Source organism: Fodinibius sp. SL11, assembly GCF_052060035.1.
Taxonomy (GTDB): domain Bacteria; phylum Bacteroidota; class Rhodothermia; order Balneolales; family Balneolaceae; genus Fodinibius.
In genome coordinates this window covers 423,083-438,571 of sequence record NZ_JBPOEA010000002.1, presented here as the reverse complement: position 1 = coordinate 438,571, position 15,489 = coordinate 423,083, and the positions used below count along the sequence as shown (strand labels likewise).

The 15,489-nt window shown below is 42.7% G+C and carries 11 protein-coding genes; 5 read left to right on the top strand and 6 right to left on the bottom strand.

Features of this window, described 5'->3' with window-relative positions:
- Nucleotides 1–69 precede the first annotated feature (69 nt).
- The 5 genes from ACQ76V_RS05050 to ACQ76V_RS05030 all read left to right on the top strand — a co-directional run bounded on the left by ACQ76V_RS05050 (nucleotide 70) and on the right by ACQ76V_RS05030 (nucleotide 6,712).
- A complete protein-coding gene (locus ACQ76V_RS05050) occupies nucleotides 70–789 on the top strand; it encodes an ABC transporter ATP-binding protein (RefSeq protein ID WP_440999386.1) in 720 nt (239 codons plus the stop codon).
- Nucleotides 790–810: 21 nt separating this feature from the next.
- The gene (locus ACQ76V_RS05045; RefSeq protein ID WP_440999385.1) at nucleotides 811–3,357 is read left to right on the top strand and encodes an ABC transporter permease; all 2,547 of its coding nucleotides are present in this window, start codon (nucleotides 811–813) and stop codon (nucleotides 3,355–3,357) included.
- A gap of 266 nt (nucleotides 3,358–3,623) precedes the next feature.
- Nucleotides 3,624–4,745 carry a magnesium/cobalt transporter CorA gene (gene corA / locus ACQ76V_RS05040; protein WP_440999384.1) on the top strand — a complete coding sequence of 374 codons (1,122 nt, stop codon included), beginning with the start codon at nucleotides 3,624–3,626 and terminating at the stop codon, nucleotides 4,743–4,745.
- A 53-nt stretch (nucleotides 4,746–4,798) separates the two neighbouring features.
- Complete coding sequence (locus tag ACQ76V_RS05035) at nucleotides 4,799–5,680, top strand: universal stress protein (RefSeq protein WP_440999383.1); 882 nt, start codon at nucleotides 4,799–4,801, stop codon at nucleotides 5,678–5,680.
- Between the two features lie 6 nt (nucleotides 5,681–5,686).
- A complete protein-coding gene (locus ACQ76V_RS05030; RefSeq protein WP_440999382.1) occupies nucleotides 5,687–6,712 on the top strand; it encodes an endonuclease/exonuclease/phosphatase family protein in 1,026 nt (341 codons plus the stop codon).
- Between the two features lie 3 nt (nucleotides 6,713–6,715).
- Here the strand turns inward: ACQ76V_RS05030 and ACQ76V_RS05025 are convergent, their stop codons facing one another.
- The 6 genes from ACQ76V_RS05025 to ACQ76V_RS05000 all read right to left on the bottom strand — a co-directional run bounded on the left by ACQ76V_RS05025 (nucleotide 6,716) and on the right by ACQ76V_RS05000 (nucleotide 15,487).
- Complete coding sequence (locus ACQ76V_RS05025; protein ID WP_440999381.1) at nucleotides 6,716–8,206, bottom strand: OmpP1/FadL family transporter; 1,491 nt, start codon at nucleotides 8,204–8,206, stop codon at nucleotides 6,716–6,718.
- A gap of 41 nt (nucleotides 8,207–8,247) precedes the next feature.
- On the bottom strand, nucleotides 8,248–9,504 hold the full coding sequence (locus ACQ76V_RS05020; protein WP_440999380.1) for a hypothetical protein: 1,257 nt from the start codon (nucleotides 9,502–9,504) through the stop codon (nucleotides 8,248–8,250).
- A 114-nt stretch (nucleotides 9,505–9,618) separates the two neighbouring features.
- On the bottom strand, nucleotides 9,619–10,254 hold the full coding sequence (locus ACQ76V_RS05015) for a response regulator (RefSeq protein WP_440999379.1): 636 nt from the start codon (nucleotides 10,252–10,254) through the stop codon (nucleotides 9,619–9,621).
- A gap of 39 nt (nucleotides 10,255–10,293) precedes the next feature.
- Nucleotides 10,294–13,155, bottom strand: a complete 2,862-nt coding sequence (locus tag ACQ76V_RS05010) for a ligand-binding sensor domain-containing protein (protein ID WP_440999378.1) — start codon at nucleotides 13,153–13,155, stop codon at nucleotides 10,294–10,296.
- A gap of 120 nt (nucleotides 13,156–13,275) precedes the next feature.
- Nucleotides 13,276–14,130, bottom strand: coding sequence for a sigma-70 family RNA polymerase sigma factor (locus ACQ76V_RS05005; RefSeq protein WP_095607284.1), 855 nt, complete (start codon nucleotides 14,128–14,130; stop codon nucleotides 13,276–13,278).
- Between the two features lie 178 nt (nucleotides 14,131–14,308).
- Nucleotides 14,309–15,487: a phosphopentomutase gene (locus ACQ76V_RS05000; protein WP_440999377.1), complete on the bottom strand. Its 1,179-nt coding sequence runs from the start codon at nucleotides 15,485–15,487 to the stop codon at nucleotides 14,309–14,311.
- Between the last annotated feature and the right edge of the window lie 2 nt (nucleotides 15,488–15,489).

The window sequence follows — 15,489 nt, the reverse complement described above, 5'->3', positions numbered from 1 at the left end:
TTTCCTTTACGGAATGATTCACCCATTGGTAGATGTTAATACGCATAATCCAATTACGATATTATTTTTATGGCTTTAGATCCAATTCTGGAAGTTACAAATCTAACACAACAATTTAGAAGTGGCGACCGTAATTTAACGGTTTTAGACCACGTCGATTTTTCAGTTGAAAAAGGAACCACCTGTTCTATTGTGGGGCCATCCGGCAGCGGAAAAACAACATTGCTGGGACTTTGTGCAGGGCTCGATCGTCCTACAACCGGTGAAGTAACTCTCAATGGCAAAAAGTTAGGTCCGCTGAACGAAGATCAGCGCGCCGCAGTGCGGAATAAACACGTGGGATTTGTTTTTCAAACCTTTCAACTGGTGCCTACCCTAACCGCATTAGAAAATGTAATGGTTCCTCTTGAACTTCGGGGAATGAAAACCTCCGAAGTGCAGCACGATGCCGAAGAGTTACTCACCCAAGTGGGGCTTGCAGATCGGATGAATCACTATCCCGCACAACTTTCCGGAGGAGAGCAACAGCGGGTAGCCATTGCACGAGCATTCATCAATAAACCAAAAATTCTTTTTGCGGATGAACCCACCGGGAATCTTGACTCTGAAACCGGGGCTACTATCGAAGATTTAATCTTTGATCTCAATAAAGCACGCGGCACAACCCTCGTTTTAGTAACACATGATTTATCACTGGCCGAGCAGTGTCAGCGAATAATACGGTTGAAAAATGGTCAAATTCATCAAGATGAATGGATTGACAATACCACTGCAGAACAGCTTCAATAAGAGTTTTTAGATCTCATATTTATGCCATCATTCTTTTCTACATGGTCATGGAAAATGGCCTGGCGCGATGCCCGATCAAACAAAAAGCGACTGTTCGTTTATATTTCTGCTATCATTATTGGCGTTGCGGCACAGGTAGCAATTACCTCATTCCGTGATAGCCTTAACAACACGATTAACAACCAGTCCAAAGAACTGCTGGGGGCAGATCTTGAAATTGAAACCGAGCAGCCACCGCCGGATTCACTTACCGCCTATTTTGGCAAACTGGGTGGAGAACAATCGACCATTACGGAATTTCCATCCATGGTTTTGTTTCCTCAAAGCGGAAATACCCGGTTGGCTAACGTTCGTGCGCTGAAAGGAAACTTCCCGTTTTACGGAGCACTCGAAACTATTCCAAAAGAAGCCGCCCAAACGTTTAAAATAGATACTACGGCCCTTGTTGATCAATCCTTGATGACTCAGTTCGATATTGAGGTGGGTGATTCTATTAAAGTAGGAGAAGTCACCTTTGCTATCGGAGGTGCAGTAACCAAGATCCCGGGAGAGGCAGCAGCCGCTTCAATGGTAGGTCCCCGCGTTTTTATTCCTGCTTCGATGCTCGAAGCCACGAATCTTGTTCAGCGCGGCAGCCGTGTGGAATACAAGCAGTATTTTAAGTTTACGGATGATCGAGATATGTCAGCCATTGAAACACGGGTCGACTCGCTCCAAGATGCCCTGGGCATTGACATAGATACCGAAACAGTAGAAGAACGCCGCGAAGAAATTGGCGAAGCGGTCGGTAATCTCGGTAAATTCCTAAATCTCGTCGGCTTTATCGCATTACTGTTGGGCGGCATTGGGGTGGCAAGTTCTATCCATGTATATATTAATCAAAAAATCAGCACCGCATCAGTACTCCGATGTTTTGGGGCCTCATCCAATCAGACGATGAGTATCTTTCTTATTCAGTCAGTCGTTTTAGGCTTTATGGGAGCTCTTGCAGGAACAATTCTTGGAGTAGGTATTCAATATCTATTGCCCGGCTTATTCAGTGATTTTCTACCGGTTAATGTTGAGCTGACCACTTCGTGGCTGGCCATTGGGCTTGGGCTTTTTACAGGCACAGGAGTAGCCCTTACTTTTGCGTTGCTTCCGCTGCTGGCTCTTCGCAAAGCTTCTCCCCTGTATGCTCTGCGAACCATGGAGGGGTCGATCACAGAATTACTCTCAAAGAAGACCAAAACTATTATATATGTAGCCGTGGCGCTTGTCGTAATGGGATATGCAACCCTCTTGACTTCCGATTGGATGGTGGGCGGCATATTTACTGCAGGAATGATCGTCGCTTTCGGATTGCTATGGCTGGTTGCAAAATTATTGATCAAACTTATTCGACGATACTTCCCTTCCCACTGGCCTTACGTATGGCGACAGGGATTGGCAAATTTATACCGTCCGCATAATCAAACAACAACCCTGATGCTTTCTTTGGGATTGGGCATGCTGTTGGTCAGTACGCTATACTTTAGCCAGGATATGTTGATGAAAGAGCTCGATTTTGCTACGCGCGATGATGCTCCCAACCTTATCTTCTTTGACATCCAGCCCGATCAAAATGAGGGGCTCAATCAATTGCTTAAAAATAATAATGTACCCATACTTCAGAATGTCCCAATGGTCACCATGCGATTGGATTCACTCCGGGGACGAAGTACCCAAGATATCGTCGACGACAGTACCAATAACATCCGCAACTGGGCACTGCGCCGTGAATACCGTTCTACCTACCGGGATTCGCTTATTGATTCCGAAACACTGCTCGAAGGACAATGGATCGGCCAAGCTCCCGATACAGGACGCGTTCCGGTGTCCGCGGCAAAAGAAATATCTGAGGATCTGAACTTAGCTATTGGCGATTCCCTTACCTTTGATGTACAAGGGGTTCCGGTTGAAGCTTATGTGGGAAGTATTCGGGAAGTCGACTTCCAGCGGGTGCAGCCTAACTTTTTCATGCTATTTCCAGCTGGTGTCTTGGAACCTGCTCCACAAATTTATGTTACCATTTCGCGGGCTCCCAGCCAAGAGGCCTCAGCCTCTATACAACAATCGGTCGTACAAGAATATCCCAATGTGTCGGCTATTGATGTCAGCCGTATCCTGGAAACCATCAACCAATTTATCGATAAAATTTCGTTTGCGGTTCAGTTTATGGCGCTGTTCAGTATTCTTACCGGACTCATTGTTTTAGCAAGTTCGGTAGCCACAAGCCGATTCCAGCGCATCAAAGAAAGTGTGCTTCTGCGGACCATTGGAGCCAGCAAAAAACAGATCATCCAAATACTTTCGGTGGAGTACCTCTTCCTCGGAATTCTGTCTGCCCTTACAGGACTAATTTTGTCGGTAGGAGCCACCTGGCTGCTGGGCTATTTCTATTTTAATATTACTTTTACGCCCAACCTCTGGGTCATAATTCTGGGAACACTGATTGTTACGGGACTTACAATTCTAATAGGTATGTTTAACAGCCGAAGCGTCTATAAAAAGACCCCGCTTGAAGTATTACGCATGGAAACTACTTAACACTATGGATATCAACCAAAAAACAAGCCTGATCTCCATAATCGTATTGTTGGCATGTATTTTAGCGGCAGTTTTAATCTATATCTATACAGGAAATGTTGTCATCGTTCTCTTTATTGCTCCGCCCATAATCCACTGGATTCTCAATAAGCGTCAAGGTTCGGATTATATGTAACCTCCTTGCTAACAGCTATTTATATGCTTGTTTTAGGATTAAAGCTTAACCATATTACTGGCCTTAAGTTTAATCATAAAAAAGCATAGGTATGGCTCCCAGAAATAAGCTCAAAAACTTACTTCCAAGCATCCATTTTCGCCGATCAGGAGATCGGAAAAAACCCGGTTCTCCCCCGGGTACCGTAGAACATACGGGAGTACGTCACATGGATAACATAAAAATTACCGTCCATGATTATAGTGCAGATCATATCGAGGAGATTTCGATCAATGAAATCCAAAAGGCACAGCAATACCTCGATACCCCTTCCAAAACCTGGGTTAAAGTCAGAGGTTTGCATGACACTGAAAAACTTAAATCAATATGGGACTTTTTTGAATTACACCCTCTAATTCAGGAAGATATTGTTCACACTTCCCAACGTCCCAAGGTTGAGGTATACGACAATTGCATCTTTTTTGTACTTCGTTTATTGTCATATTCCAACGGAGGACAAAAAATAAACAGTGAGCAAATAAGCATTGTGCTGGGTAAAAATTATGTGCTTTCGTTCCAGGAAACAGATAACGATCATTTTAAACCTGTACTTGATCGATTATCTATAAAAGCCTCCCGCGTCCGACAAAAAGGGGCCGACTACCTAACCTATGCCCTAATAGATACTATTGTTGACTATTATTTTAATGTGATTGAATATATCGGTGATGACATAGAAGCCTTGGAGGATGAACTTTTAAAAGGTCCCGAAGACCACCTGTTACAACAAACACATAAAATCCGGCGCGAAATTATTTTCTTTCGTAAGTCTGTTTGGCCGCTTCGCGATGCCTTGAACACGGCCATCAGGGATGAATCCCAATTTATTGATAATAGCACTAAAATTTTCCTGCGCGATGTTTACGATCATATTATTCAGGTGATCGATAATATCGAGAATTATCGAGATATGGTTTTAGGGCTTCATGATATGTATATGTCCTACGTAAGTAACAGGATGAACGAGGTAATGAAAGTCCTCACCATCATTGCCACTATTTTTATACCGCTTACCTTTGTTGCCGGTGTCTATGGAATGAACTTTGATCCCGAAACGAGTCCCTATAACATGCCGGAACTAAGCTGGTACTGGGGATATCCAGCAGCAATGGGCGTTATGGGAGTCATTGCTGTTATTATGATTTTCTACTTTAAACGAAAGGGATGGTTCTGAGATAAAAAGATATTTTTGTATTTTAAATAAAGCCTTAATTAAACATTACCATCATGGAAAACATCAAAATACTTGTGCCCCTCGACTTTTCTGATCTCGGATCAAAGGCCCTTCAATCCGCCGAGAAAATGGCTGAATTATTTAATGGGAGCATTACTCCTTTTCATTCTTACTTACCGCTTAATGAAGTTGACGGCGGGCCCTATATGTTTGGAATGGGTACTTCTGCCATGGAAGATTTTGATGAAATCGAACAAGCACTGCATGAACGTCTTGCAGAACTGGCCAATGAAGAAATTGATTCGGCCTTGCTTGCCGAACCCTTGGTATCTATCGGTAATCCGGCGCAATCTATTGTGGAAGAATCCGAAGATTTTGACATGATTGTAATGACGACCCATGGACGTACCGGGTTCTCTCGATTTTTCCTTGGCTCCGTTTCCGAAAAGGTGCTCCGCCTGTCCCATGTTCCTGTTTTAATTGTCAATGAGGAGCGAGAACTCAGCAATTTAGATCGTATCATGGTGACAACTGATTTCTCAGATCACTCCAAACAGGCCTTTCCGGTGGCTATGGAAATTGCCAAAAAAGCCAATGCCAAGCTTGAGATGGTTAACGTAATGCCGTTCGATCCTCAGCATGAAGATGAACCCGCTGAATCCAAAAAACAATTGCGGGAACAGCGGCTCAAGGTTTTAGCTAAAGAAGAGATGCACCAATTGGGCGACCTGCTCCAGACAAAACTGATTATCTCAGAAGATACCCCGCATGAGGCTATCTTAAAGTATAATCTTGATAACCCCCACGATCTTATTGTGATGTCCACTGTCGGCCGCACCGGCATCGACTATTTAATGGTGGGCAGTACAACGGCAAATGTTGCCCGACACGTGAAAAGTCCTGTACTGAGCGTGAATCCCAAAGCCAATAACTAACTTTAAATGAATTCCCCATTTCATAAGTTTTCCTACTTCCTTACTGCATTGCTTCTTTTTTTGTCATCGTGTGGTACTTCTTATCAACCGGAAAGAGATACCGGTGAGGAGCAGCAAGAACAAATTGAACAGAACGATTCTGTTCCAACTGATGGAGTGCTCGAAACGGTGACATGGAATCTTGAGTGGTATGGATCGGGTTTCAGTGGCCCGACAAACCAAGAGTTACAAACGCAGAATATTGTCAAAGTTATTGACTCCTTGGATGCTGACCTGTTTGCCTTTCAGGAGGTTGCCAACCAAGGTGCACTCGACAATATTGTACAATTTATGGATGGATATAGTGGTTTTACGGCCAGCCACGTGCCAAGAGATCAAGATATGGCCTTTGTTTACAATACAAACGCTATTGACTCATTGGAAGCAGGGCCAATTAATGATGTAAGACCGGAATATCAAAATGATTGGTCATACTATTGGGCCAGTGGACGTACTCCCCTATTTTTTCGTTTTAATTACACGTATGAAAATACGACCCGGGAATTTTATGCGGTTGTAATTCACGGGAAAGCCAATACAAGCAATTATGCTGAATCCTATGAACGACGTCAAAAAGCTGCCGAGGGACTTTACTATTATTTAAAGGATAATAAATCGGATGCCAATATTATACTAATGGGAGATTACAATGATGATGTTGACCAATCAATTTATTATGTAGAGGAGAATAACGACAGAGTGTACCAAGAAACGCCATATGATAAATTTGTTAAAGACATTGATAATTTTGAGGTAATAACAAAAGTACTCTCTGATGCCGGAGAATCAGCTTCGATTAACTATGAGGATATTATCGATCACATTACCATCAGTGATGAACTTTTCGATGAGCATGTGCAAAACAGCACTGCAATTCATGATCCGCGTTCGTATATCGAAGACTATGGCAATACCACATCAGATCATCTTCCAGTTTGGGCTAAATTCGACATTACAACCCCCTCAAAATCTGTAGTCACCACCAGGAAATAAATTTTACAGCGCCATTCTAAGGCCCGCCATTACGTTGAGACGGGTTACCTGCTCATCAACAACTTCGGTAACATCAGGCGTTGAGTAAAGCGCATTTTGATCATCCCAGAAGCTGTACTGAAGCCCAAAATCAAACATAAGGCCCTTTGTTAATTCGGCGCTAAATCCCCCGCTAATAAACTGGCGGACGCTATTTGCTCCATCCTGCGGACTGGGGAAATAGGCATATCCAAATCGACCGGTAAATAAGTCATTCACCTTATATTCCAAACCACTTCTCAGGTTTATAACATCATTAAATGTAGATTGAACAGTACCGTTAATATCATTTTCAAGAGGATTGAGATTTATCTCATCAAAGTTGATCTCTGCATCTGAATAAGAAATTGCCTCTGCCGATCCCGAAACCGTAAGCTTTGGTATGCCTGTAAATGTTACTCCTGCTTTAATTCGCTGGGGACGTGTTATAGTATATGAAAAAGCTCCGGGCGCTTCATCAGAAAATTGGATGGTATTGTCAAAAGTGGTCGTTATTTGGGTGTTAAATTCCTCATCAATAAAAAGCTTAGAGGGAAACTCATAACTGGCAGCCAGTTTAAAATCAGGTGTAGGCTCATATATAATTCCCAGTCGAGCGCTAAATGCCTGGATTTCGGTGTCAATCCTATCGACACTTAAAATATTATCGATATCAGTATCGGGTGTACCATCACCGTCTGAATCAATAAAAGTTGCGTTATAATCATTTTCCCGATCAGACTCTAAAAACTCTCTTCGATAGGTATATGATCCACTGTAATAACCAATGGAACCACCGACATAGAAATTTTTTAATAGCTCGGTGGATAAAAACAGCGAGTACTCACCTGTTTTGCCCCGCTCGGTTAGTTCCATATCCTGATTGATACCGGGATACTGCGGGAATCCAATTCTAAATATGGAAGAAGTCTCAGCATAGGAGCTGTCCGTAGTCGCAAAATCGACCGCATAAGTATCAAACGCAGCAAAAAAGAGACTATCATCAGCCGTCGTATTGTAAAAATCAGTAATGGTAGAACGTTCATTTCTACCCGAAGCTGAAAGTGCTCGATTAAAATCCGTTGTTTGGCTGTATCCCCCTCCTACCACCAAACTGCCTCGCGTGGTAGGCACTTTATAAACCAACCCCAAGTCGCCAATGCCGGTTTGATTATCGGAGTAGTCAGAGGTATTACCCAAATATGTGCCCGTTTCATCAAGAAAGCGACTGCTCAATCCCATCGAGAGAAAGCTTTCATCAAACAGCGCCATAGTAGCCGGGTTTTCCTGATACGCTCCAAATCCTGTGGCATGGCTTACCCCCGGCACAACCAAGCTGATGGGATCGTACGAGGGATACTCCAAGCTATATCGCAGCACATCATCTGCACTCTGGGCATTAACCTGTGTAACCGAAACAATGAGCGCTGCAATAAGTAACAGAATACCTTTTTTTGACATACGTCTATCCTTCATGAATTAAAGAGTTAGATTGGAATGTAGCCATCGTTTATCTGTTAGTTCCCGCGACTTCTCTCTGAACTCGACGAGCTGCCACTATCACTTCGACTTCGAGATGATGAGCTACTACCTCGGGAACGTGCCTTGCTGGATGATGAGGATTTGCTCTTTGTTACAGAACTTCGATTACTACTGCTCGTAGATGGAGAAGTACTTCGGGTTCGCAATGTACGTCCGCTGCTCTTACCATTTGAAATTCTCCCTGTATTTTGCTGAAAAAAGCTCCTCATTCTATTAAAAAACGTAGGGGTTCGGTCACTGCTACTGTTTAACCGTGATCGGTTTATGGTTCCATTTCGATCACTGTTAATACGAGTCCGAATCTGCTCTAACTGCTTTTCATCAATAACAAGTGGCAGCTCGTTATCTCTGCTGCGATATTCATACCGATCTACCCGGTTGTTATCGGTTTGATCTTGCCCTCTTGCTCGAATGCGGGTAGAGGAACTGCTATCATTTCTTTTTGTGCGCTTAACAGTTGAGCTGCTGGAAGTACCGCGCGTTCGAGTGGTACCTACCGACCGAGTGCGCACCGTTGATGATGTTCGATTGGTCACTGCTGCTGATCGATCGCTATTCATCGTTCTTGAACGGTTGCTATCAGTGTTTACTCTGTTCGTACCAATTGTTCGAGGACCATATCGCACATTTTGGTCTGATTTTTTACGATCCGGCCAGTACCCGAATCCATATCCCGAATTGCGGTAGAAGTAATTGTAATTAAAGGCGTATGGACTGTAGTAGCCATACCAGTGATAATCAAAATAGGGATCAAAAAATGGATCGTAAAAACCGCGGTAGTAATAAGGGCTTCCCCATCCTATAGTGAGAGAAAAGCCAAATCGTGGTTGATTATACCAGTGTCCGAAATGGTTTCTATACAACCACCGATCGTAATAAAATGATCTATACATGGGATACGGACGATAATAATTATAGCTGTACCAATCGGACCCATAATAGTTATTTATGTTGTAGGTATCACCATACTTCGAAGTATATTCATAATCCTTGTAGTACAAAGGAATATACTCTTCGCCCTCTGTTTCATCTTCTGCATACTGCTGCTGATCGCCTTCTTTTTGGACCGGTTTTTCCGCTTTCTCTTCACCACTCCAGGAGTACACAGGAGTATCGCTTGTTTGTTTTTTATCTGTAACCTTTTTCATGGTCTGGCTATACTGAAGCTGTGTATAGCATCCGGTTAAAAGGAGTGACATCAGCGTAATTATCAATGTTTTAAACAGTTTCATAACGGTCTCCATATTAAATTTCAGCAGGGTAATCTTGCACTCCAGATATTTTCTATTATTATTTTATCAAACAATAACTTAATTAACAATCACATATTCATGCGAAGGGAGGTGTTAAATTTCTCCCTTTAGTGACTTGGCAATAACTTCTGCTTTAGAGTTAACGTGCAGCTTCTTGTAAATATTACGGATATGTGCACGAACCGTATCAATAGAGATATCGTAACGGTCAGCTATCATTTTATAGCTTAATCCATCTACAAGACCATTTACGATGTCATGCTCCCGTGGTGTTAGATCTGAATCAGCATTCTTTTTAGGAGCATTTTCCCGGAAGTGGTTAATTACTTTACGGGCAATCTGAGGAGACATAGGCGCTCCACCATCAACCAATTTTAAAACCGACTCTTTAATCTCTGGCAAAGAGGTATGTTTCAACAGATATCCCGAGGCTCCGGCCCGTAAAGCATTAAATATTTTGTGAGAATCGTGATATACCGTCAGCATAATGATCTCAACACCCTCATACTTCTCTTTGATCAAACTAATGCCCTTAATGCCTGACATGCCAGGTAATTGAATATCCATCAGTATAACATCCGGCGCCGGATGGTCATCCAAATACTCCAGCATCTCTTCTACGGAATCCACCGCAACAGGACATGAAAGTTCCTCCTGCATATCCAGGTAGCGCTGTATTAAATCCCGTATCTTTTTGTTGTCTTCAACAATTCCTACTACTGGTGACATTATCGTGTGGATTTACATTTAGGACTACATCTATACTAATTAGTTACGATTCTCTACTATAACTTCAAAACCATTCTTGTTATTAAAGGTTATTTTTGCATCGATTCGTTTCGCACGCATCTTCATATTCCGTAACCCCTGCCCGCTTTGCCGTGAGCCGGAAACTTCGGTGCCATCGTCTTTGATACCCATTATAAACTTATTACCACCGGCACATAATTTAACATCCACACGATCGGCATTTGAATGCTTTGCAATATTATTAATCGCTTCCTTAAAGATCAGATAAAGATTTTCTTTTAAAGACACCTCCACTTGTTGCTGCATATTGCAATCAAAATCGTAATAAACTTCTCTGTCGGGCAATACATTATTAACATAATCCTGCATGCGATCCGTCAAGTCACCAACCGTATCGTTGCGGGCATCAATCGACCATACGATATCATCCAGGCTGGTAACAATTCGCCGACTTTGAGCACCAATTTGTTTCAGGGATTCTTCCAGCTTATCCGAAACCTTCATCGTCTGTAAAAAATCAGACTGCAGAGCAATTTCTGTCAGAGCCGATCCTACATCATCATGCAAATCACTGGCAATTCGCACGCGCATGCGCTCCATTTCCACCATCTTTTTAACACGATAGTAATTATAAATAAAGAGGATTATCCCTGTAAAAGCGATAATAATCAGTGCAACGAACCACCACCGCAACCAAAATGGAGCCTGAACCGAAAAACTAATACTGGCGGCCCGAGGACTCCAGTATCCGTTTAAATTCTGAGCTTTTACCTCAAAAGTATAATCGCCCGGCATGAGCGCAGAATACCGAACCGATCGCTGGGTCGTTGCTTGCCATCCTTCATCTGAATTTTTTAACCGGTAGCGGTACTTCATCTGATGAGGCGCCGCAAAGCTGATACCAATAAACTCAAAAGTGATATTGCGATTATCACTTCCGATATACAGCGGCTCCTTAATTGCAAGTTGTTCGCCGGAAACGCTGATATTTTCGATATGTACCTTAGGGGAATTACTGATAATCTTTTCTTTTGATGGATCAAAGACGGAAAGCCCGCCAACCGATCCAAACCAAAGGCGTCCGTGGCTGTCTTTAAATGAAGCTCCGGCATTCATCTCATTAGACGTAAGTCCCTGATCTGTGGTAAGCAGTTGAAAAATTTGGGTATCATTATTTTCAGCTGCGGACTGATAAGCCTCATAATCAAATCGAACAACGCCCTTATTAGTACCTATCCAAAAAATACCGCGATCATCCTGTTCTATAAAATAGCATACCTCATCGGGCAACCCCTCCTTAACTGTTATTGATTCGAAGCCGCTCTTGGTAAAACGAGCCACACCCCCAAAAGTAGCCACCCATAATTCTCCACTATTATCAACCAACACATCCAAAATACCATTATGAGGTAACCCATCCTGAATTGTGTAATTGGTAAACCCGTTGCCATTAAACTGGCTCAACCCACCATAAGTAGCGATCCAAACAGAGCCATCCTTTCCCCTTTCCAACGCCATTACCGTGTTATTGGCCAGCCCATCATCCTCGGTAAATTGACTGAATTCATCATCCTGATATCTGATAATGCCTTCCCCATATGTCCCCAACAAAATATCCTCCCCATCACCAGAAGGCAAAATTGCTCGGATTTTCCGGTGCGGAAGCTCCTGTTCATCAAAATTATTAAAGGTGTTATAATCATAGATACTAAACCCCCAACGCGTGCCAATAAGCAAGCGGTTCTTGGAATCGGTCCGTACCGTATAAACCTTGTTATCAACCAATCCGTCAGCAGCATTTACCGTCTCAAGCGTTTGACCATCTATTTTGGTTATCCCTCCACCGTAAGTGGAAACCCAAAAATATCCACTATTATCTTCAGTGATTGAGGTAATGACATTATTTGGTAAGCCATCTTCAATGGTAAAATTTTGAAATTGATCCCCTAAAAATAGACTTATCCCCCCACCAAATGTACCGAACCATATATGGTCCTCGCTATCAAAATAAGTCGAATAAATAATATTATTCGAGAGTCCTTCATCGACCGAATAATTCCTAAATTCACCGTCTGAAAAGTAGCTGGCCCCCTCTTCGGTTCCCAGCCATACATTATTATTTTCGTCTGTTGATATGGATTGAATCCGATTATTTATTAAACCGTCTTGTTCGGTATAACAACTGATTTGCTCACCGGATACAGTACACAAACCGCCCCGGCTGGCAATCCATATTGTCCCTTCTTTCGTCAATGCAAGATCCCGGAGTCGATTATCCGGCAGTCCATGTTGAGTAGTAAAAGTTCTAAAATTACCATCCTCAAGCTTCGTAAGTCCATCTCGGGTAGCAAACCAGATAACGCCATTATCATCCTCCAGAACATCCCGAACGCGATTACTTCCCATCCCATGCACTTCTCGATATTGGGTAAGCTCTTGGTTTTGATCCCAGTGCCAAACGCCCTCCCCGTCGGTGGTAAACCAAAACTCATTTTGACTGTCTTCCAAAATGGATAAAACAGAACTCGACTCCAGAGGCCGCAACTCCGGGATGGTTTGAATACTATCTTTTCTCATAACATTTACGCCGCTGTCGGTACCGATCCATAACTGTTTCTTGCGGTCGGTATAAAGCGATTGGATACTGTTATTCAGCAGGCCGTCTTCAACGTAATAGTTATTAAATTCGATACCGTCAAATCTATTCAAGCCGTATCCAGTACCAATCCACAAGTATCCATCCTGGTCTTGCGTTATGGTATTCACCACGGCTTCACTCAATCCGTTTTCGATAGAATACGTGCGAAAAGGATATGTTTGTGCCTTCGCTGCAACGGCAACTAAAAGAAATAACAGAAATCCACTGATAGTTTTTTTCATATTCATATAAACGAATCTTCCAGAGGAATATTTACCACCTACTCCTATTCTATCAAAAGTTTAGACAAATAAAAAAGCCCCGAAATTCGGGGCTTTTAATAATTAAAATAGATATAAGTTTTAACCTAAATACGCACGCAGTGCGGCGCTTCTGTTATGGTGACGCAATTTTCGAAGAGCTTTTTCTTTAATCTGACGGACACGTTCACGTGTTAAATCAAAACGCTCACCAATTTCTTCGAGTGTTAATGAGTGCTCCCGACCAATTCCGAAATAAAGGCGGATTACTTCTGCCTCTCGGTTCGTGAGCTTTGAAAGTGCTCGTTCAATTTCAACTTTCAGTGATTCTCCCATCAGATCCGTATCAGGATCTGGAGTTTCTTCATTTTCAAGCACATCAAGCAGGCGGTTGTCTTCGCCCTGTGCAAAAGGAGCATCCACAGAAAGGTGCCGTCCAGAAATTTTTAGCGTATCAGCCACTTCCGAAACGGTCATATCAAGGCTTTCGGCAAGCTCGGCAGCAGAAGGGACACGCTCATACTCCTGCTCCAGTTTAGAAAGCTCTTTACCAATCTTATTTAGCGCACCTACACGGTTCAATGGCAAACGTACAATACGGCTTTGCTCAGCAAGTGCCTGCAAAATAGATTGGCGAATCCACCAAACAGCGTATGAAATAAATTTAAAACCACGCGTTTCATCAAAGCGCTTGGCGGCTTTAATCAAGCCAAGGTTTCCTTCATTAATAAGGTCGCCAAGAGAAAGCCCTTGATTTTGGTACTGCTTTGCAACAGAAACCACAAAACGAAGGTTTGCTTTTGTTAAATCTTCAAGTGCTTTTTGGCTGCCTTTTTGGATCTCTTTGGCAAGCCTGACTTCGTCCTCAGGGGTGATAAGTTTTTCTTTTCCTATCTCCTGCAAATAGCGGTCGAGAGATTCTGATTCTCGAGTAGAAATACCTGAACTTCTAGCCACGGGATATGATGGGTTAAATTAGGATTTATAAGTACGTAGATTTGATCTGCTGCTAAAGATCACTTTGATAAGACAATCAGATTAAATGGGATGATACAACGATTAAATAGAATATATGTTGCCTATTATTGATCTCTATAATATAAAGCTTTAAAACATAAATTTCGAACTGATTTTATCAGCTCTGCTCATTGTTTTCTAACATTGACTGGCCGGGAAATGTTTCCGAAATCCCAAAGAAATTGGCAGCTGTACTGGCGATATCACTAAATGTATCACGCGTTCCCAAGTTTACTTGTTTTGCCTTTTCCGCCGGACATAATAGTACAGGTACAAACTCACGGCTGTGATCAGTGCTTTCGGATGTGGGATCGTTACCGTGATCACCGGTAATGATCAATATATCACCCTCATCCAACTTACTTACAATTGCCGGTATTGCCCGATCAAACTCCTGCAGGCATTCCGCATACCCTTCAGGGTCAAGACGATGGCCGTACTTTTGATCGGTGTCAATCAGGTTCACAAATACAAAACTGTCTTTCGCAGCCGACATCAAACTTAACAACTGAGAAATTCCTTCTGCGTTACTTTTTGTCCGCCTGAACTGGGTAAAATGCTCCTCAGTAAAAAGGTCAACGACTTTGCCAATAGAATACGTTTTGATCCCCTGCTGGCGCAGCCGATTAATAATATTATGTTGAGGCGGATTCATCGAATAGTCATGCCGTTTATCAGAAATGCGTTCAAAACTACCCAGTTTTCCCGTAAATGGTCGTGCAATAACGCGCCCTACACCATGCTCATCCTGCAAAACTTCTTCGCGTGCAAATTTACACCATTTGTAAAGCGTATCCACCGGTGTGACATCCACGTGGGCAGCAACCTGAAAAACGCTATCGGCTGAAGTGTATACAATAGGATAACCCGTTTCCAAATGCTCTTCACCATAATCAGCTATCACTTCGGTGCCGGAATATGGTTTATTCACCAGTACCTTTTCAACACTGATCCCCTCACAAAACTGGTCAATAACTTCTTTGGGAAACCCATCCGGATACGTAGGAAAAGGTCTGTTAAGCTGTATACCGGCAAGTTCCCAATGTCCCGTAGTCGAATCCTTGCCGGCTGATTGTTCACGCATTTTACCGTAAGCACAAATAGGTTTCGATGCTACCGAAACCGATGCCAGAGGGATAATATTGCCAAGTCCCATACGCTGCAAATTGGGCAGTTTAACTTTTGTTTCTTCACAAAGATGACCCAGTGTATTTTCGTTTTCATCTCCATATTCGGCTGCATCTTCCTGTGCCCCAACGCCGAGTCCATCAACAACAATTACATAACAATTTCCCATAA